General features: G+C 63.1%; 16 protein-coding genes and 1 tRNA gene. 6 read left to right on the top strand and 11 right to left on the bottom strand.

Annotation, left to right across the window (positions count from 1 at the left end):
* Positions 1 to 164: 164 nt before the first annotated feature.
* A tRNA-Pro gene (locus tag ACP2WS_RS00085) sits at positions 165 to 241 on the bottom strand.
* 165 nt (positions 242 to 406) lie between these two features.
* Between ACP2WS_RS00085 and ACP2WS_RS00080 the strand changes: the two genes are divergently transcribed.
* A complete protein-coding gene (locus ACP2WS_RS00080; RefSeq protein WP_426458913.1) occupies positions 407 to 763 on the top strand; it encodes a 2Fe-2S iron-sulfur cluster-binding protein in 357 nt (118 codons plus the stop codon).
* 31 nt (positions 764 to 794) lie between these two features.
* On the opposite strand, the gene ACP2WS_RS00075 is transcribed toward ACP2WS_RS00080, so the two are convergent.
* The 6 genes from ACP2WS_RS00075 to ACP2WS_RS00050 all read right to left on the bottom strand — a co-directional run bounded on the left by ACP2WS_RS00075 (position 795) and on the right by ACP2WS_RS00050 (position 6,763).
* Complete coding sequence (locus ACP2WS_RS00075) at positions 795 to 1,691, bottom strand: NAD-dependent epimerase/dehydratase family protein (protein ID WP_426458912.1); 897 nt, start codon at positions 1,689 to 1,691, stop codon at positions 795 to 797.
* A 175-nt stretch (positions 1,692 to 1,866) separates the two neighbouring features.
* On the bottom strand, positions 1,867 to 2,403 hold the full coding sequence (gene folK, locus ACP2WS_RS00070; RefSeq protein WP_426458911.1) for a 2-amino-4-hydroxy-6-hydroxymethyldihydropteridine diphosphokinase: 537 nt from the start codon (positions 2,401 to 2,403) through the stop codon (positions 1,867 to 1,869).
* Complete coding sequence (gene pcnB, locus ACP2WS_RS00065) at positions 2,396 to 4,216, bottom strand: polynucleotide adenylyltransferase PcnB (RefSeq protein WP_426458910.1); 1,821 nt, start codon at positions 4,214 to 4,216, stop codon at positions 2,396 to 2,398. Before pcnB ends, folK begins: the two co-directional genes overlap by 8 nt.
* Position 4,217: 1 nt before the next feature.
* Positions 4,218 to 4,895, bottom strand: a complete 678-nt coding sequence (locus ACP2WS_RS00060) for an HAD family hydrolase (protein ID WP_426458909.1) — start codon at positions 4,893 to 4,895, stop codon at positions 4,218 to 4,220.
* On the bottom strand, positions 4,892 to 5,587 hold the full coding sequence (hda, locus tag ACP2WS_RS00055) for a DnaA regulatory inactivator Hda (RefSeq protein ID WP_426458908.1): 696 nt from the start codon (positions 5,585 to 5,587) through the stop codon (positions 4,892 to 4,894). Before hda ends, ACP2WS_RS00060 begins: the two co-directional genes overlap by 4 nt.
* Positions 5,588 to 5,686: 99 nt before the next feature.
* Positions 5,687 to 6,763: an AI-2E family transporter gene (locus ACP2WS_RS00050; protein WP_426458907.1), complete on the bottom strand. Its 1,077-nt coding sequence runs from the start codon at positions 6,761 to 6,763 to the stop codon at positions 5,687 to 5,689.
* 126 nt (positions 6,764 to 6,889) lie between these two features.
* Here ACP2WS_RS00050 and purM point away from each other — a divergent pair, with 126 nt between their 5' ends.
* Positions 6,890 to 7,942: a phosphoribosylformylglycinamidine cyclo-ligase gene (gene purM / locus ACP2WS_RS00045; RefSeq protein WP_426458906.1), complete on the top strand. Its 1,053-nt coding sequence runs from the start codon at positions 6,890 to 6,892 to the stop codon at positions 7,940 to 7,942.
* 236 nt (positions 7,943 to 8,178) lie between these two features.
* On the opposite strand, the gene murJ is transcribed toward purM, so the two are convergent.
* A complete protein-coding gene (gene murJ / locus ACP2WS_RS00040; RefSeq protein WP_374493614.1) occupies positions 8,179 to 9,741 on the bottom strand; it encodes a murein biosynthesis integral membrane protein MurJ in 1,563 nt (520 codons plus the stop codon).
* 263 nt (positions 9,742 to 10,004) lie between these two features.
* Between murJ and rpsT the strand changes: the two genes are divergently transcribed.
* Positions 10,005 to 10,301, top strand: coding sequence for a 30S ribosomal protein S20 (rpsT, locus tag ACP2WS_RS00035; protein ID WP_374493612.1), 297 nt, complete (start codon positions 10,005 to 10,007; stop codon positions 10,299 to 10,301).
* Between the two features lie 204 nt (positions 10,302 to 10,505).
* Here rpsT and ACP2WS_RS00030 read toward each other — a convergent pair whose 3' ends face one another.
* Positions 10,506 to 11,759: a nucleoside recognition domain-containing protein gene (locus tag ACP2WS_RS00030; protein ID WP_374493610.1), complete on the bottom strand. Its 1,254-nt coding sequence runs from the start codon at positions 11,757 to 11,759 to the stop codon at positions 10,506 to 10,508.
* Between the two features lie 220 nt (positions 11,760 to 11,979).
* On the opposite strand from ACP2WS_RS00030, the gene gstA reads away from it, so the two are divergent.
* From gstA to ACP2WS_RS00015, 3 genes are read left to right on the top strand one after another with little or no spacing between them, the layout of a single operon-like run.
* A complete protein-coding gene (gstA, locus tag ACP2WS_RS00025) occupies positions 11,980 to 12,594 on the top strand; it encodes a glutathione transferase GstA (protein WP_374493608.1) in 615 nt (204 codons plus the stop codon).
* A 15-nt stretch (positions 12,595 to 12,609) separates the two neighbouring features.
* Positions 12,610 to 12,939 carry a cupin domain-containing protein gene (locus ACP2WS_RS00020; protein WP_426458905.1) on the top strand — a complete coding sequence of 110 codons (330 nt, stop codon included), beginning with the start codon at positions 12,610 to 12,612 and terminating at the stop codon, positions 12,937 to 12,939.
* A gap of 48 nt (positions 12,940 to 12,987) precedes the next feature.
* Positions 12,988 to 14,391: a 3-oxoacyl-ACP reductase gene (locus tag ACP2WS_RS00015; RefSeq protein ID WP_426458904.1), complete on the top strand. Its 1,404-nt coding sequence runs from the start codon at positions 12,988 to 12,990 to the stop codon at positions 14,389 to 14,391.
* 173 nt (positions 14,392 to 14,564) lie between these two features.
* Here the strand turns inward: ACP2WS_RS00015 and ACP2WS_RS00010 are convergent, their stop codons facing one another.
* Together ACP2WS_RS00010 and ACP2WS_RS00005 are read right to left on the bottom strand one after the other, a co-directional pair.
* A complete protein-coding gene (locus tag ACP2WS_RS00010) occupies positions 14,565 to 16,247 on the bottom strand; it encodes a type IV secretory system conjugative DNA transfer family protein (RefSeq protein ID WP_426458903.1) in 1,683 nt (560 codons plus the stop codon).
* A 24-nt stretch (positions 16,248 to 16,271) separates the two neighbouring features.
* On the bottom strand, positions 16,272 to 17,861 hold the full coding sequence (locus ACP2WS_RS00005) for a phospholipase effector Tle1 domain-containing protein (protein ID WP_426458902.1): 1,590 nt from the start codon (positions 17,859 to 17,861) through the stop codon (positions 16,272 to 16,274).
* Positions 17,862 to 18,004 lie beyond the last annotated feature (143 nt).

Raw genomic sequence — 18,004 nt, 5'->3', positions numbered from 1 at the left:
GCGATCGTACCCATTGCTGCCATCGCCGCTCGCGAAGGCGATGGTGGCAGCATCCAGGATGCTATGGAGAAACGGGCCGGACGTCATGTCCGGATATGGCTGCACCGCTGTGCCGGGCACTGCACGACACCCCACGGAATGGGGGAAGTGCAGACAAGAAGAATTGGTCGGAGCAGAGAGATTCGAACTCCCGACCCTCTGGTCCCAAACCAGATGCGCTACCAGACTGCGCTATGCTCCGAGAAGGTGAGCATTGTAGCCTGAGTCGGCCATGCCGTGCCACTGGGCGGCACACGGAATTTGCGGTGCATGCCCTGTCTCGCAGGGACCTGCACTGTGCAGCATGGATGCATCAGGCTGCAGCCATGTGCACGTTTCTGCGCCCCGCCTCTGATGCCTTCTTGCCATGATGCTTCCAGACGATCTTCCTGATGCCCCCTCCTCTGCCCTGTCGATGCTCCACCGGGTGGTGCTGCAGCCGGAAGGCTCCACATTCCCGGCGCCTGAATCTCAGACGGTGCTGCAGTCGGCCGATGCAGCCGGTGTGGCGCTGCCCAGCCTCTGTCGCAACGGCGTATGCCGTACCTGTCTGTGCAGGCTGCATGCAGGACGTGTGCGCTACGTGGTGGAGTGGCCGGGCCTGAGCGCAGACGAAAAGGCCGAAGGCTGGATTCTTCCGTGTGTGGCGGTGCCGGAATCCGATCTCGTCATGGAGGCGACCCCCCTGTGGTGGGATGAAACCTCCGGAGACGGTGCCTCCTGAAGCGAACGATCGCGTTCGCGTCCGTCCCGCATCAGACGGCAGCTGCGGCGGGCGAAGCCAGCAATCGGTCATAGGAAGTGGCTTCCCGCCCCAGAAGAGCGGCGAACGGCCCGGGTGGAGCCACATTGTCGGTGGCCAGCATGGCCAGGCTGGTATGGCACCAGGGGGAAGCGGGAATACGATCGCCCACCGATGCGCTGAGCTCCGTCACCCAGTCCGGCAAAGGCCATTGCCAGCCCGCCGACCGCCCCGCCTGACGGCGCAGGCTGGTGACGAATTCGGCCATGGTGACGGGCTGCGGCCCCACCGCCTCCACCCATGCAGGGAGCGATGCCGCGCCGGAGCGCAGAAGATGGGCCACAGCCTCGGCCAGCTCCCCTACTGCGACCGGCTGGATGCGCGCTTCGATCACCGGACGCGGAAGCAGGCGCACCGGCAGACGCGCAAGATTCAGGAACAGGGCGGTGCTGCTGCCCCCCTGACCAAAGACCACACTGGGCCGCACGATGGTGGGCTGAAGTCGCCCCTGACGGGCAAGCTGCTCCAGATGCCGATCCGCCGCCAGCTTGGTGCCTGCATAGTCACTGGTGCCCTGAGTCACACCCAGTGCAGAAATCTGCACCACACGCTGCACGCCCACCTCGGCACAGGCATCGAACAGGGCTATGGGGGCGAGCGCATGAATGGATTGAATGGGTCTGCGGGGCGTATCACGCAGGACGCCCACTGCATTGATGACGGCGTCGACGCCCGCGAGTCGGGGCAACCAGACGGCCGAAGCATGATCCCGCGTGTAATCGACCACCACCTCGTCCGGCAGACCTCGGGCATGGGAAACCCCGGGCAGCACGTGGTGCCCTTCGGCCTGCAGGGCACGCATGAGGGCTCGGCCCACGAATCCCGTGGCACCGCACAGCAGAATGTTCATGACCTGTTCTCCTGATCCGGATCTCCGGCACACGCCCAAACGGCGGTTCCTGCCCCGATTCTGAAAGAAATGCATTCTTTGTGCAGCAACCATGCGGCACAGCCTTTCAGATTCCCGCTCAATGAGGGCATGGCCTGGCAGAAAACGAAAGACCCACGTGCAGGCGCAGGGGGTCTCAGTGCGCGATGCGCACGATGCCCTGCCCCTGCACGGCCGCCAGGCGGTCGGGAGGCACGAGGTGCGGAGCGATTTCGGCCAGGGGGACCAGCACAAAGGCCCGCTCCATCATGCGGGGATGCGGGAGCTCCAGCTCGGGGGTGCACTGGCAGGTGGTGCCATGGCACAGCACGTCGATGTCGAGCGTGCGGGGAGCGTTGCGGTAGGGCCGCTCACGGCCTGCCGCCTTCTCGATGGCCTGCACGGCATGGAGCAGTGCCAGCGGGGAGAGCGTGGTTTCCACGGCCACCACTGCATTGACATAATCCGGCCCGCTCGACTCGATGGGCGCGGTGCGGTAGAGCGAGGAAACCGCCCGGAGGTGCGTGGACGGCAAGGCATCTATGGCCTGCATGGCCGCCTGCACGGCACGGACCGGGTCTCCCAGATTGGCTCCCAGTGCCAGATAGGCGATGCTGGGAGTCGGTTCTGGAGATGCGCTGCCGCAGGAAAACCTGGCTGCCGCTTCAGGCTGCCTGCCTCGGGGCTCACTCATCGGCTGCCTGCCGGGGGGCATCCCCTTCTGCAGATGCTGCAGGCTTGCGACGCCGGCGCCGCTTGGGCGGTGCTGCGGCCAGGTCGCGTTCGTCATCGCCCTCTGCTGCGGAGGCAGAGGCGGCCTCTTGCGATACCGCCATTCCCGGCTGTGTCGATGGGGTCCCGATGGACGATGAAGCAGACGGTTCCGCTGCCCCCATGTCTGCCGCCGACGGAGCATCGATCCCGGCAGCGGTGCCCTTGCGATGCCGCTTGCGGCGCTTGCGCGCAGGGGTGCTGCCGGGCTCGCCGTGAAGGGTTTCCGCCTGGCCCTGAGCGGAGGCTTCGGCCTCCACCGATTCCTCAGACGCTGTGGACAGCGATGCGCCGGACACGCGATGCACCTTGCCGGTGGGTTTGACCTTGCCAGTGGTGGCCTGACGGGCCTGTTTCTGCTGCTGGCGCTGCTGCTCGCGGGCCTCTGCAAGCAGATCGTCACGCACGGCATCGTTGGCGGTACTGAAGGTCTGCCACCAGTCGGCCAGTTCGTCGGTCACCTCTCCCACCGATGCACGCAGACGGAAGAAGTCGAAACCTGCCCGGAAACGCAGCTGTGCCACGAGGCTGTAGGGCCCGTTGCCGGTGCGCTTGTCGAATCGGGGCTGCATCATCCAGATTTCGCGCATGTCGGCGGCCAGCTTGCCCCGCCCGGACACATCGCCGATGCGGGCCTCGAACACTTCGTCGATGGCATCCTGCAGCGCAACGAATGCGGGCTTGTGTGCATGCACCTGCCGTTGCCAGGCTTCGCGCACGTCCTGCCACAACAGGCAGGCGAGCAGGAAGCTCGGGGCCACGGGCTTGCCCTCTCCGACGCGGCGGTCGGTATCTTGCAGGGCTCCGCGCACAAAGGGATCGCTGGCTCGATCCACGGCCAGCCCCAGCAGCGGATAGATGGCATCGGCAAAGCCGAGACGCGCCAGCAGCTCGACCGTGGCCATGGCGTGTCCGGTCTGCAGCAGCTTGAGCATCTCGTCGAACATGCGACTCTGCGGCACATGGGTCAGGAGCGGCAGGCAGTCACGCAGGGGAGCCACGGTAGCCTTGTCTGCCTTGAAGCCCAGGGGGCTGAGTTTGGCAGCGAAGCGGATGGCCCGGATGATGCGCACCGGATCCTCGTGATAGCGCAGCGCAGGCTCGCCGATCATGCGGATGACGCGCTTCTGCACATCGGCCATGCCCTTGTGATAGTCGACCACGATCTCGCTCTCGGGGTCGTAGTACATGGCGTTGATGGTGAAGTCGCGCCGGGCGGCATCTTCCTCCTGCGGGCCCCACACGTTGTCGCGCAGGAGCCGGCCGGAGGCGTCCACAGCATGCTCGACACCTTCGAGGGCACGCCGGCTGGTCTTTTCGTTGCCGTTCACATGGGCCGCATCGGCGGCATCGAGATAGGCACGGAAGGTGGACACCTCGATGACCTCGTGCTCGCGCCCCCGTCCGTACACCACGTGCACGATCCGGAAGCGCCGCCCGATGATGAAGGCGCGCCGGAACAGACGCTTGACCTCCTCGGGGGTGGCATTGGTTGCCACATCGAAATCCTTGGGCTTGAGCCCCACGAGCAGGTCGCGCACCGCTCCGCCGACGATGTAGGCATCGAAACCGGCTCTGCGCAGGGTCTGCACCACATCCTTGGCCCGGTCGTCGACCAGCGCGGGATCGATGTGATGAATGCTGGCCGGCACCTCCACCCGCTTGCCGAACGAGGGACGGCGCCTTTTTTCCGCAGCCGGCTTGCCCAGCAGCTTGTGAAAGAGGTTCTTGATCATGTCAGTGGGTGGGAAAGAGATCCAGAATGCGCCAGCCCTCGCGGGTGGCATGGACACGCAGGCGGTCGTCGGGGTTGGTGGCCACCGGCACGGCCGCCCGTTCGAGCAGCGGGAGATCGTTCATCGAATCGGAATAGAAGGTCACCCTTACCTGTTCCGAAGCCAGATTGCGGCGCGCAAGCCAGAGACCGAAATTGTGCACCTTTCCCTCTCGGAGATTGGGTTCCCCGTCGATCTCGCCAGTAATGTGGCCGCGCGTGTCCCGCTGCAGCTCGGTGGCGATGATGTGGTCATCGGCAAACCCAAGGGCCTCGCCGATCGGGCCCGCAATGAAACGGTTGGTGGCGGTGATCATCACGAGCGCGTCGCCAGCCTGGCGGTGCGCAGCCAGCAGGTCGAGCGCCGGGCGGGTGATCTGCGGACGGATGAACTCGTCGAGATAGCGCTGCTGGGCCGCCTGGGCCTCCGGCAGGGTGTGGGCCCGCACGGCCCGGGTGACGAAACGCACGTATTCACGCATGTCGAGCGTGCCGGCCACGTACTGCTGATAGAAGATGTCGTTCTGGCGCAGAGATTCCTCGGGATCGGTCCATCCGATCTCGTTGGTGAAGCGCGCCCAGGTGTAGTCGGAGTCGATCGGCAGCAGGGTATGGTCGAGGTCAAACAGGGCAATGTTCATGTTTCGTGCAGCATTTGCTTGAGCAGGGGAATGGTGATGTTGCGGCGCGTTTCGAGCGAGTAGCCGTCGAGCATGCCCAACAGCTCGTTGAGGCTGCCCAGGTCGCGCGAGAAACGCTTGAGCATGAAGTGCAGCACCTCGTCACTGAGCACGATGCCGCGTTCGGCAGCGGCCCTGCGCAGCGCGGCGCGCACATCGTCGTCGCCCAGGGGTTGCAGGGCGTAGACCTGCCCCCAGCCCAGACGGGTGCGAAGATCCTCGCGCAGGGGCAGATCGGTCACGGGCAGGCTGCCAGCGGCCAGCACCCAGCGCGGCTCGCCCTGCAGTGGCGCCATGGCGTTGATGAACCAGTTGAAGGCCGTGTGCTGCTGTTCGTCGTTGTAGAGATCCACGTCATCCATGAAGACGGCACTCCACCGCGGATCGAATTCGCGCACATAGCCGCTGCAGATGGTGTCCGCATCGAGCCAGCCTGCCGTCAGACCCTGCTCCTGCAGCTCCTGCAGTGCACCGAGCAGCAGGTGGGTCTTGCCGCTCCCCTCATCGCCCCAGATGTAGGTGGGTGCCGCCGTGGCCAGGGGATGCGTGACGAGCTGCTGCACATGGGCCAGGACCTGCGCATTGGAACCGGCTACCCAGGTATCGAGCCGGGGGCGCGGCACGAGGCCGATGTCGAGAGGAATCTGTTTCATGGATGCTTGCACGGCCGCTATTTTAGAGGGTCTGCCCGCACCTCCCCTGTCTGTCCACTCGCCATACTGCTCAAAGATCGGTCGCAGCACCTCCTCCGGTCAGTCGTGATTGTAGAGATCACTGCGAAAATACTGCTCGCGCAGGCGGCGCACTGCCACCAGCAGCACGGCACTGCACGGCAGCGCCACCAGCACCCCCACGAACCCGAAGAGCTGCCCGAAGGCCATCAGCGCAAAGATCACCACAAGCGGATGCAGCCCGATGCGCTCCCCCACCAGGCGAGGGGTCAGATAGAAGCTCTCCAGCACCTGCCCCACACCGTACACCACAGCCACCATGAGTGCCGTGGAGGCAAACCCCATCTGCAGCAGCCCCGTCAGAGAGGCCAGCAGCAGCCCTGTGCCATAGCCCAGGTAGGGAACAAAGACAGCCAGCCCGGTGAAGATGCCCACTGGCAGGGCCAGATCGAGCCCGAACAGCGACAGCCCCACGCTGTAGTACAGGGCCAGCACCAGCATGACGATGAGCTGCCCCCGCAGATACTGCCCCAGCACGGCATCGGCATCCTCGGCAAAATGCTCCACGGCCCCGCGCATCTTGCGGGGAACGAGCTTGAACATGAAGAAGACAAAACGCTTCCAGTCCATCAGGAGATAGAACAGCACCATCGGAATGAGCATCACGTTGCCCAGCACCGACAGGGCCGCACTGCCGCCGATCTTGAGGGAGGACCACACCGAACTGCCGACGGTGGAGCTGTCCCCGTTGCTCATGGCCCGCAGCATGAGATCCCTGAGGGAGCTGAAGTTGAACTGGAAGGGCACGCCAAACCGGTTGAGCATCTGCTGCGTCCAGGCCCCGCCGCGGTCCACCAGCATCGGGAGCTGCTGCCGCATGATGGGCGCCTCCTTGAGAATGACCGGCACGATGAGCATGACCAAGCCCGTGACGGCCAGCAGAAAGACCGTCATCACCAGCATGACTGCCGCCCAGCGCGGCATCCTTCCCCGGCAGGCCGCCTCGAAATGGGTCACGGCTGGATTGAGCGCATACGCCAGGACCGCCCCCACGATGAAGGGCGTGAGGACAGCCCCCAGCAGCCAGAGCATGAGGACGAACACGCAGGCAATGACCAGCCATGCAGCCACGCGCTTCTGGTAGTCGGTAAATTCCATGGGAGAGCCGGTTGAAGCTATTTACAATACGGGAATTGTCCAATAAAGACGGGGCCGGCGCCTCGGCCCAGTTGCAACATTTTTCGTACAGTGCAACCTCCATCGCGCCTTTCCCCTTTCACTCCCATGCAGACCCCCATTTCCTACAAAGACGCCGGCGTTGACATCGACGCAGGCGACGCTCTCGTCGAACGCATCAAGCCCCTGGCCAAGAAGACCATGCGCGAGGGGGTGCTGGCCGGCATCGGCGGCTTTGGCGCACTCTTCGAGATCCCCAAGCGGTACAGCGAGCCCGTGCTGGTTTCCGGCACGGACGGTGTGGGCACCAAGCTGCGTCTGGCCTTCGAGTGGAACATGCACGACAGCGTCGGCATCGACCTTGTGGCCATGAGCGTGAACGACGTGCTGGTGCAGGGTGCCGAGCCTCTCTTCTTCCTGGACTACTTTGCCTGCGGCCACCTTGACGTGGACACCGCGGCTGCCGTGGTGGGCGGCATCGCCCGCGGCTGCGAAGAAAGCGGATGTGCCCTCATCGGCGGAGAGACGGCCGAAATGCCCGGCATGTATCCCGACGGCGAATACGACCTTGCCGGCTTCGCCGTCGGTGCAGTCGAAAAGAGCCGCATCCTCACCGGTCGCGACGTGCGCCCCGGTGACGTCGTGCTGGGTCTCGCCAGCCACGGTGTGCACAGCAATGGCTTCAGCCTGGTGCGCAAATGCATCGAGCGCGCCGGTTCCAGTCTGCCTGCCACGCTCGACGGCATGCCTTTCCGGGACGCCATCATGCGCCCCACCCGCCTGTACGTGAAGAGCGTGCTGGCGGCACTCGCACGCTTCAACGGTCAGGACCATGCCCCTGCGATCAAGGCTCTGGCCCACATCACCGGCGGCGGCCTGCTCGAAAACATTCCGCGCGTCCTGCCGGCAGGTACCGGCGCCGCACTGCAGCAAGGCTCCTGGCCCCGCACCGAACTGTTCGCCTGGCTGCAGGGCACGGCCGGCATTGACGACATCGAAATGAACCGCACCTTCAACAACGGCATCGGCATGGTCGTGGTGGTCGATGCAACCCAGGCCAGCGCCGTGGCGGATGCGCTGCGCGAACAGGGGGAAACGGTCTACGCCATCGGCGAAATCACCGCTCGCACCGACGATGCACCGCAGGTGACGGTAGCCTGATGTTCCCGGTGCGCCTCGCGCGCACCAGCGTCTACTCCCTGCAAGGCAAAAAGCCGTGCTCCATGAGAAGCACGGCTTTTTTTATGGAAAAGTGCCCTGCTGCCATCCTGTGCCCTGTTCCCCACGGAAGAGGGGTGAGATGCCTGCTCATGCCCCTCTCATGCGGGGGCATGCGTGGCCCGTGCGCCTGGTGATGCTGCAACCTTCTTCATTCGGCTGCAGCACGGCACTGCCTGTCAGCGCCGCAACAGCGTACGGACCCTGAACCCTCCAACCGCCAGCGCGCCGAAATAGAGCACGGCCGCCACCGCGATCACCCATGTGAACTGCACGATGCGGTGCAGGCGATTCATGCCTGCGAGCCAAGCGAGCTGCTCATCGGCCCACAGCAGGAACGCCAGCATCAGCAGCGTAGCCGCCAGCACCTGCAGGGCAAAGCGCAGCCACCCGCGTGCAGGCTGATAGCTACCGCGGCGCAGCAACCCCGCCAGCAGCATACCGGCATTGCCCATGGCCGCCAGACCGATCGACAGGGACAGCCCCCCCACCTGCAGGCGCGGCACGAACACGAGATTCATGAGCTGTGTCGCCACGAGCACCCCTATGGCGATCTTCACGGGCGTCTTGATGTCCTGCCGTGCATAGTAGGCAGGGGCCAGCACCTTGATGGCCACAAGCCCCACCAGCCCGGAGCCATAGCCCATCAGGGCCAGCGTGGTCTGCTGCACGTCGGACACCTTGAAGGCCCCGTAGTGGTAGAGCACGCTCACGAGCGGCATCGAGAACGCCAGCAGCGCCGCCGCACAGGGCACCGACAGCAGCACCACGAGTCGCAGCCCCCAATCGAGCATAGAGGAATAGGCGGCCGCATCGTTGGAGGCCTTGGCACGGGCCAGCTGCGGCATCAGCACCACGCCCAGCGCTACCCCCAGCAGCGCCGTGGGGAACTCCATCAGGCGATCCGCATAGCTGAGCCAGCTCACGCTGCCCGGTGCAAGATGGGAGGCAATCTGTGTGTTGATGAGCAGGGAAATCTGCGCCACGCTCACCCCCAGGATGGCAGGCAGCATGAGCCTGCCAATGCGTCGGGTGTGCGGATCGGCCAGCGACACCCGCAGGCTCGCCACACTGGCCCCGATGCGGGGAAACATTCCGAGTCGCTTGAGTGCCACGAGCTGCGTCACCAGCTGCAGCACCCCGCCGACCATAACCCCCATGCACAGCGCATACACCGGATGGATGCCCATGCGCGCAAACCACGGCGCCCCCCACCAGGCCGAGGCAATCATGGCCACATTGAGCAGTACGGGCGTGGCCGCCGGCACGGCATAGTGCTTCCAGGTGTTGAGCACCCCGGCCGCGAGAGCCACGAGCGACATGAAGCCGATATAGGGAAAGATCCAGCGCGTCATGACCACTGCGGCGTGGAACCCTTCTGGGCGCTGCTCCAGTCCGCTGGCCATGGCCCAGACCAGCACCGGCGCCCCGAGCACCCCCAGGATGCAGAAAACCAGCAGCACCCAGAACAGGACCGTGCTCACATGGTCGATCATGCGATGGGTGGCCGCGTCGCCCTCCTGCTCGCGGGAAGCGGCCAGCACCGGCACGAAGGCCTGGCTGAAGGCCCCTTCGGCAAAAAGGCGCCGAAACAGGTTGGGGATGCGAAACGCCACGTTGAACGCATCGGTGTACATGCTCGCCCCGAAGGCCGAAGCAATCAGCAGCTCACGCACCAGACCCGCGATGCGGGATGCCAGCGTCAACAGGGAAACGAGGGAGGCGGATTTGAAAAGACTCACAACGGCACGGCAGAAGGCCAGTGCCTCCAGGCCCCCAGCCCTGCAGCCGGGGCCGGAATGCACCGGCGCGTGAAAATGGATGCAAGTGTAGCGCGCAGCCACCCCGCGCCATGGCCCTGCTGCGGCCTCAGATGCAAGCAGGCGTCACATCCTCTTGCCAGCCCCGCCACTGTATCCGGCACGCGCATTTGCGGGCGGCAGAGCCATCAGGCTATAATGCTCGGCTTTGCTGGCAACATCCATCAACACAAGGAATTATTGATATGGCTTCCGGAAAACCCAAGAAAAAGAACCCGCGTCTTGCCTCTGGCCGCAAGCGCGCTCGTCAGAACGTCAAGCTCAACACCGCCAACACGTCCCTGCGCTCCAAGTACCGCACTGCAGTGAAGAACGTCGAGAAGGCCGTTGCAGCCGGCGACAAGGACAAGGCCAAGGAACTGTTCGCCAAGATGCAGTCCGTGGTCGACACCGTCGCCGACAAGGGCATCTTCCACAAGAACAAGGCTTCCCGCGACAAGAGCCGCCTGTCCGCACAGGTCAAGGCTCTGGCCGCTGCCTGATCCTCTTCAGGCAACCCGCACGGTGTGGCTGGCCCACACCGCCGTTTGTCTGGGTGCGCTGCCAGCACTCCCAAGAAACCGCCTCCGGGCGGTTTTTTCATGTCTGGGGCGAGGCTGCAGACACAGTATCAAGGCCTGCTGCCCTCATGCCCATGATGTTCCCCGCCCGGGACAGGTCTCGGCACTGCGCCCCCTGCCACCTCCTCAGGCGCGGTGAAAGAAGGCATAGCCCACACATACCGCCGCCACGATGCCCACGGCATCGGCAAACAGGGCACAGGCCAGCGCATGGCGGGTGTTGCGCACTCCCACGCTGCCAAAGTACACGGCCAGTACGTAGAAAGTCGTTTCGGTCGATCCCTGAATGATGGCCGCCACCTGGGCCGGAAACGAGCCCACTCCATAGGTCTGCATCACGTCCACCATCAGCCCCCGGGCTCCGGAACCCGAAAGCACCTTCATCAGCCCCACCGGCAGTGCCGGCAGAAAATCGACCGGCAGCCCCAGAGCCGCCACTCCAGCCCCGATGCCCTGCATGATCCAGTCGAGTGCCCCGCTGGCCCGGAACACGGACACGGCGCCCAGCATGGCCACCAGGTAGGGGATGATCTGCACCGCTACCTGGAAACCTTCTCGCGCGCCTTCGACGAAGGTGTCGTACACCGGCACCCGGCGTACCGCTCCCGCCACCAGAAACAGCACCACCAGGCCGAAGATGATGCCTGCCCCCAGTGCGCCAACGAAGCGCGACGCCTGGGCCGCAGGCCACTGTGCGAGCCACCATGTCAGCGCCCCCAGCCCCGCACCGAAAAGAACTATGGGCAGCCATACGGCCAGGCGCCACAGCGGCAGACGCTGCACAGCAGCCACCATGAGCAGCGCTGCCAGCAGCGAAACGGAAGTGGCCACCAGAGTCGGCAGGAAGATGTCGGCCGCATTGAACCCCACGAGCCCCTGCTTGAGAGCCAGGGTCTGGCGGATGGCGATGACAGAGGTGGGGATCAGCGTCAGTCCGGCCGTGTTGAGCACGATGAACAGGATCTGCGCATTGGTGGCCGTGTCGGGTCGGGGATTGAGATGCTGCAGCTCCTGCATGGCCTTGAGGCCTAGGGGAGTGGCCGCATTGTCGAGCCCCAGCAGGTTGGCCGACAGGTTCATGGTCATGGCCCCCTGGGCGGCATGCCCCGAAGGCACACCCGGGAACAGATGACGAAACATGGGGTTGACCATGCGCGCGAGCAGAGCAATCAGGCCTGCCTTTTCACCGATGCGCAGAATGCCCAGCCACAGCGCCATGATGCCCGTGAGCCCCAGGGAGATGTCGAAGCCGGTGCGGGCGGCATCGAACAGCGCCGAAAGCAGGCGCGCGAACACATCGACCTGCCCCTGTGCCAGCTGCACCAGCGCGATCAGGAACGACACCACAAAGAATCCAAGCCAGACCAGATTGAGCACCATGGCGCAAACCATACCGCAAAAAGACGCGAATGCCGGTGCAGCCAGTGCGGCCGGGGGGAGGTCTCATGGCCGGTTTCCCCTCGGTCCGGAAGGGCCACACGATCGGTGTACGATAGCTCGCCATAGCCCCGGACGCCGCGTGCCGGCATGTGGCCCACCAGAGTCGCCTGCGGTGTGTGGCACCCGTTTTTCCGTTCGCATTTCCCCGAAAGGATTCTGCATGAAGCTCTACTACTCGCCCGGCGCCTGTTCCCTGTCCCCCCATATCGCCCTGCAGGAAGCCGGCGTGCCCTACGAGACCGTGCTGGCCTCCACCAGCACCCACAAGCTGCCGGATGGCACCGATTTTCACACCATCAATGCGCTCGGCTATGTGCCTGTGCTGGAGCTTGACGACGGCACCCGCATGACCGAAGGCCCTGCCCTGGTGCAGTACATCGCAGACCAGGCCCCGGAAAAGCACCTTGCTCCGGCCAACGGCACCCTTGCCCGCTACCGGCTGCAGGCATGGCTCAACTTCATTGCCACCGAGCTGCACAAGAACTTCGGCCCCCTTTTCCACGACATGGGCGAAAAGGCCAAGACGGAATCGACCGCACTGCTGATCGAGCGGCTGAAATGGGTCGAGTCCCAGCTCGAAGGCAAGGAGTACCTGATGGGAGACACCTACTCGGTGGCGGACATCTACTTCTTTGTGGCGTCCAACTGGTGCCGCCTCACACGCATCGACATCTCCGGCATGCCCCGCATCCTGGCCCTGCGCCAGCGCGTCATGGCCCGGCCAGCCGTGCAGGAAGCGCTGCAGGCAGAAGGCCTGCGCATGCCGCCGTTCTGAAGGGGGAGGTCCTCCATGGCAACGCCTCATGTGGGCTCGGGTGAAGTGGTGTCATTGCCGGGCTTATGCTCGGATGTCATGCATGCAACCACACAGGCCTTGATGAAAAGCCGGCAGCTTGAAATCGTGCGGATCGTACTTCATGCCGGCAAGAATCTGCCCGAACATCAGGTGGAAGGCGAACTGACCTTGCAGTGTCTCAAGGGTCTATGCGCCCTTGCCACGCCAGAGAGGACAGTCTCCCTCAAGGAGGGTGACTGGGTACATCTCCAAGCCCATGAGCCGCATGCGCTGACTGCAGTGACAGATACCGTGATGCTCCTTACCCTGCGGCTGCCAGACTGAATCCCCTCATCTGCCACGCGTTCCCCTCTGCGGATTTCAAGGAACTTCATGCCTCAAGACCATCTGCTGCGCTGGGCCAATGGCCGCTGGACCGCTCCGCTGGTGCGCAGGCTGGGGTTGCCCCAGCCCCGCGTGCTGCCACGCTGCACCTCGGCTTACGGGCCACGGGAATTCGAGGGCCGGCATGTACAGCGGGTGCGCGTTCCCTCCGGGGCGCCAGACTCCGGAGGGCTGGCAGACTGGCTGCGGCACCAGGGTGCCCAGCTGTGGCCAGAGTCCGGGCGACTCGGTGTGCCTGCTCCCGATGCGCAGCCGTCTCCCCGGCTGCAGACCTGCATCGTCGATGCACGCGCGCTGATCCGCACCGCACTGCTCGACGAACTGCATGACGCACTGAGCGACGCCGTGCGCCAGATGGCTCCGGGAGGGCGCATGCTGTTCCTGGCGCCTGCAGCCGAGGAAAGCTGCCGTGCAGCCTTGCCAGAGGCCCTGCTCTGCCGCCGTGCGCTGGAAGGATTCATGCGCTCGCTCGCCAGGGAGCTGGGGCGCCGGGGCGCCACTGCCAACATGGTGTGCCTGCCCCAGGGGCCTCTGTACGATGCCCCGGAGCAGTGGGCTCCCATGCTCCGTTTCCTGGGTACGGACCGCAGTGCCTATGTGTCCGGTCAGGTGGTTGTGCTGCAGGACGAGGCGGACCATCCCTTTGGCCCAGCGGCCTCCCCCTGGAACGACACCCTGGCAGTCGTCACCGGCGCTGCGGGAGGCATCGGTGCTGCCACGGTACGACGGCTGGCCGCCGAGGGAGCGCGTGTGGCCTGTGTGGATCGCCCCGAAGCCGCCCCGGTGCTCGATACCCTCGCCCATGAAGTACGGGGACTTGCCATGCCGCTCGACATCATCCAGCCCGATGCCCCCGATATCCTGGCCGCCGCCCTGGCTGGCCACGGGGGAATCGACCTCATGGTGCACAACGCCGGCATCACGCGCGACCGCACCTTCGCCCGCATGCGTGCCGACGACTGGCACGCGGTAATGACAGTCAACCTGCAGGCGATTCTGGCCATCGATGCAGCGCTCGACGCGGCGACCCTGTGGAAACCCGGCGCTCGGGAAGTCTGCCTCTCTTCGATCAGCGGTCTGGCCGGCAATGCCGGACAGACCAACTACGCCGCCACCAAGGCAGGCCTCATCGGCCATGTGCAGCAGCGGGCGCGCATCTGGCAATCCAGCGGCCGACGCATCAATGCCATCGCCCCGGGATTCATCGAAACTCCCATGACAGCCCATATGCCCTGGATGGCACGCGAAGCCGCACGCCGACTCAATGCGCTCAGCCAGGGAGGTCTTCCAGCCGATGTGGCCGAAGCCATCGCCTTCATCTCCCATCCGGAAGCCACCACCGTGCAGGGGCAGGTGCTGCGCGTGTGCGGACTCTCGCTGCTGGGCGCCTGACCGCTTCCTCTGGCGGTACCGAACCTGCCGACTCACGGTTTGCTTGCCAGAACGCCGCCCGCTTCTGGATTTTTCAGGACCTTTTCCCAAAACCTCATCAAACAGCAAGTGATCGATACCCATTGCTTGCGCCAGCAACTTCCTTTATATCGACTGAAGCGCGGCGATTTGTTTTACAGCTCCCGAACAAGAATCGGAACCTGCACCTTGGGCAGCAGGCGCTGGGTGAACAGGTCTTCCTGGTAATAGCAGATCTTGTCCACGAGTGCAGGGTGTGCCATGCCTTCGATGATCAGGATTTCCCGGTCGCTGCCCATGGCCTTGAGTTCCTGCGGCAGCATCAGCGCACGCTTGTCCTCCACCTCGGTATAGCTGCGGTCCTTGCCCTGCGTGTACTGGCGCCGCCTGACCGTGGTGTACCCCAGCATTTCCGAATAGTCGTTGGCATCCTGCTGTTCGCGCGGCGCATAAACGATCTGTGTGGCATGGTTGGTGATGATCGTGCGGGCACGCTCCTTGCCATAGGTGGCATCGAGCTGGGCCATGCTCTGGATGATGGGCAGCAGGCGCAGGTTGTAGCCAGCCATGTAGCTCACCGCGTGCGCAATGATGTCCACTGCACCGATGCTGGTGAACTCATCCATCAGCAGCAGGCATTGGCGTGTCAGCGTGCTGTCCTGGCTCGGCAGGGCCTTGGTGTTCTCGTTGATGAGTTGAGAGAAGAACAGATTGAACACGAGCGCCGCCTGGCTGAGCTTGTTGGGCGACACGCAGAGGTAAATGCTCATGGGCCTGCGCCGCACCTCGCGCAGGTCGAAATCGTCGGCACTGGTGGCGGCATCAAGCAGGGGATCGGCCCAGGCCGTGAGCGGCGCATTGAAGGTGCCCATGATGCTGGAGAAAGTCTCCTGTGCCTGCGACAGGAAGCCCGCAAAGGCAGTCCTGCAGGACTCCGACAGATAGTCTCTCGCCGCAAGTGCGGAAAGATACTGCTTGAGGTCTGCTCCTTCGCCCGCAGCGACCCGATAGAGTAAACCGAATGTAGGATAAGTGACGACGCGTTTGAAACACTGACCAAAGGTATACGTTTCGAACAGATACAGGCACAGAGCCAGAAACACGTTGCGCGCATGATCGGTGAAGAACTGCTGATTGCCGGTGCCATCGCCATCCGGATACAGCATCTGCGCAATGGCACGGAGGTCTCCGACACGCTGCCCCGGATGCTCGGAGACATACCGCAGCGGGTTCCAGCGGTGGGTGGCTCCGTTTGCTGCAAACGGGCTGAACATGAACACTTCCTGTCCAAGGCTTCTGCGGTAGCCGCTGGTGAGATCGTAGTTTTCCTGCTTGATGTCGAGCACCACCACATTCTGCCGATAGTCGAGCAGCACCGGAACGACCACCCCCACCCCCTTGCCTGATCGCGTGGGAGCCGCAAGCACGATGAAGCGCTGGCCCTTGTCTCTCAGATAGGTGCGTCCCAGACGGCCAATCAGCACTCCGGTGGGATCGTCACTGGTCAATCCGGCCTTGGCCAGATCACTGCTGTCTGCAAAGCGTGCATCACCATGCGTGGAGCGGCGCGGAGATCGGAACATCCAGAGCACCATGCCCAGCCACAGCAGCAGAGACAGCCCCAACCCCGCCACGCCCGTCGCCTTGATCCTGGTGGCATATGCGGCATAGCGCGGATCGTTCACAAAGTGAAAGTACTGCAGCCAGGTGAAAAGTCCGGGTTGGCGATTGTCAAAACCAAACCAGATGAAGAGCAGCTTGCCGGAAATCCAGCACCCACCGAAAAATGCTATTGGCAATGCCACAAACAGCATTGCCGCTTTCACAGAGAGCTTCATAAAACAATGGAATAAGTAAAAAAATCACACAGCAATGACAGGTCCTGCGGCTACGCGGCTGTGGACCTGTTCTTGAGCCTGTGCCTGCTGCGCCATGTGCGCGTCCTGCATCTGAGCCAGACTGTCCTGCACAGGAATTTGCACAGCCTTGTCTATGTGGACGGTGGCAAAGCTGGTGTGTGCATTGACAGCCTGCTTGTGGACATCATCCACCATGAGCATGGGAGCCCCCTTGAATTCACCATAGGCCACATTCAGGGCATCGAGATTCAAGCCCATTTTCTGGACTTCCACACCGGCAGCCGCTGCCACACGATGCTGTTCGATTTCTCCCAGAGAAGGAAGTGCTTCCTTGACCTGCCCGAGCAGATCCGCCATCCGGGCATTCCGGGCGAGCAGAGCCGTTTCCGGCAAGTGATGAACAGTACCCTCTTGCTCCCCCTGGGATATCTGTTTGGAAGCGTTCGGTGGACTCTCCGAACGTTGGGGAGTCTGCGTAGTGGAGGAATTTCCTGGGAAATACTTCAGATCGTCAACGTGCACAGAGGAAGATGCAGGATGACTCGCACCATCCACATGAACATGAATGCGATGTCCTGCTGCATCGAATTTGTACGTTCGGTAAAAAACCTGATGCTGATCCGATCGGTGTATCAGGTTCATATCCTGCTGCCGCGGCACTTCGCGATGCTGCAGCAGTGGCTTGTCCGAAAGCTTGTTGAGAAAGTCCGTCATGACATTCTCGCTGCGCACGGACAATCCATCACGGATATAAGAGCCACCCACATCACTATGCGCACCGCCCACTGTGGCGTTCAGAAAGCGTCCATCCTTGGAAAGGCCGGGAGGCAGAATGTCTGCTGATTGGAAAAGGTCTCGCCTCTCATCCGCCGCCGTGAGCTGCAGACCTGCCACAACCGATTCAGGTACATGGGCATTCTGTCGTTCCAGAACCCCTGTATTGACGGGATCGTACAAACCCACAGCCATCTTGACCTGTCCGGGCTCCACCAGAGGCGGCTTGGTAAATTCCAGGCTTTGGATACTTCCATCTGTATTTCTATGAATAACTTTTCCCTCTGGATTCTGGATACCGCGTTTTTCCACCAGCCGTGCAAACAAGGCCGCTTCCACTGCGCCACGGCTGAATCCCACCGCCGCAATGTCGATATGCGCATCAGGATCGGCCTGCTTCCATTCTGCAGCCTGAGTAATGAACTTCAGATACATGCTCTCCAGATGGGATACATAGCTGTGCCCACGGATGCCGTCCATGACTCCAATCAACCCTCCCTGGGTTCCTACACCGGGTTCGTAGCCAGCATTTATTTTCGCATTCTTATCATCTTTGAATTGTTTATTTATCTCTTTATAATGTTCTGCCACATTGGTGATTTTCTCGCCAGAGGGAACATGGTTCATGTCATTGCCTGTCCCATCAAAGAACGCCATATACAGACGGCTGTGCGGATCTGCGGAACTGACCAGCAAAGGAAGCTGCATCGACGCAAGAGTCTGGCCGGCCTGGGTGTAGCTGTCCATGACGGAGGCGTCGGCCAGCCACGTGTCCACACCATCATCACGCGGACCGGCAAGAAGAGTCGGGGTTGCCATCACTCGCTCCTTCAAAACGTCTGGCTGTAGGCCAGGGTGAGATAAGAGTGCATATCAACTTCACTCAGCATGTACACCTTGATGGTGCGATCATCCACGACCAGCAGAATGGTGACATCTTGAAGCGTATTTTCTGGTGCATG

The sequence above is a fragment of the Brachymonas moutaii (nom. illeg.) genome (assembly GCF_049977365.1).
GTDB lineage: Bacteria > Pseudomonadota > Gammaproteobacteria > Burkholderiales > Burkholderiaceae_C > Brachymonas.
The sequence above is the reverse complement of the archived record's forward strand: the minus strand, read 5'-3'. Positions and strand labels throughout refer to the sequence as shown.

Excerpts from the sequence above, each read along its gene's own strand:
- rpsT (WP_374493612.1), top strand. The coding sequence starts at position 10,005 with ATGGCTTCCGGAAAACCCAAGAAAAAGAACCCGCGTCTTGCCTCTGGC.
- ACP2WS_RS00010 (WP_426458903.1), bottom strand. The coding sequence starts at position 16,247 with ATGAAGCTCTCTGTGAAAGCGGCAATGCTGTTTGTGGCATTGCCAATA.
- ACP2WS_RS00080 (WP_426458913.1), top strand. The coding sequence starts at position 407 with ATGATGCTTCCAGACGATCTTCCTGATGCCCCCTCCTCTGCCCTGTCG.
- pcnB (WP_426458910.1), bottom strand. The coding sequence starts at position 4,216 with ATGATCAAGAACCTCTTTCACAAGCTGCTGGGCAAGCCGGCTGCGGAA.
- ACP2WS_RS00050 (WP_426458907.1), bottom strand. The coding sequence starts at position 6,763 with ATGGAATTTACCGACTACCAGAAGCGCGTGGCTGCATGGCTGGTCATT.
- hda (WP_426458908.1), bottom strand. The coding sequence starts at position 5,587 with ATGAAACAGATTCCTCTCGACATCGGCCTCGTGCCGCGCCCCCGGCTC.
- ACP2WS_RS00020 (WP_426458905.1), top strand. The coding sequence starts at position 12,610 with ATGGCAACGCCTCATGTGGGCTCGGGTGAAGTGGTGTCATTGCCGGGC.
- gstA (WP_374493608.1), top strand. The coding sequence starts at position 11,980 with ATGAAGCTCTACTACTCGCCCGGCGCCTGTTCCCTGTCCCCCCATATC.
- ACP2WS_RS00075 (WP_426458912.1), bottom strand. The coding sequence starts at position 1,691 with ATGAACATTCTGCTGTGCGGTGCCACGGGATTCGTGGGCCGAGCCCTC.
- ACP2WS_RS00030 (WP_374493610.1), bottom strand. The coding sequence starts at position 11,759 with ATGGTGCTCAATCTGGTCTGGCTTGGATTCTTTGTGGTGTCGTTCCTG.
- folK (WP_426458911.1), bottom strand. The coding sequence starts at position 2,403 with ATGAGTGAGCCCCGAGGCAGGCAGCCTGAAGCGGCAGCCAGGTTTTCC.
- ACP2WS_RS00005 (WP_426458902.1), bottom strand. The coding sequence starts at position 17,861 with ATGGCAACCCCGACTCTTCTTGCCGGTCCGCGTGATGATGGTGTGGAC.
- ACP2WS_RS00015 (WP_426458904.1), top strand. The coding sequence starts at position 12,988 with ATGCCTCAAGACCATCTGCTGCGCTGGGCCAATGGCCGCTGGACCGCT.
- ACP2WS_RS00060 (WP_426458909.1), bottom strand. The coding sequence starts at position 4,895 with ATGAACATTGCCCTGTTTGACCTCGACCATACCCTGCTGCCGATCGAC.
- purM (WP_426458906.1), top strand. The coding sequence starts at position 6,890 with ATGCAGACCCCCATTTCCTACAAAGACGCCGGCGTTGACATCGACGCA.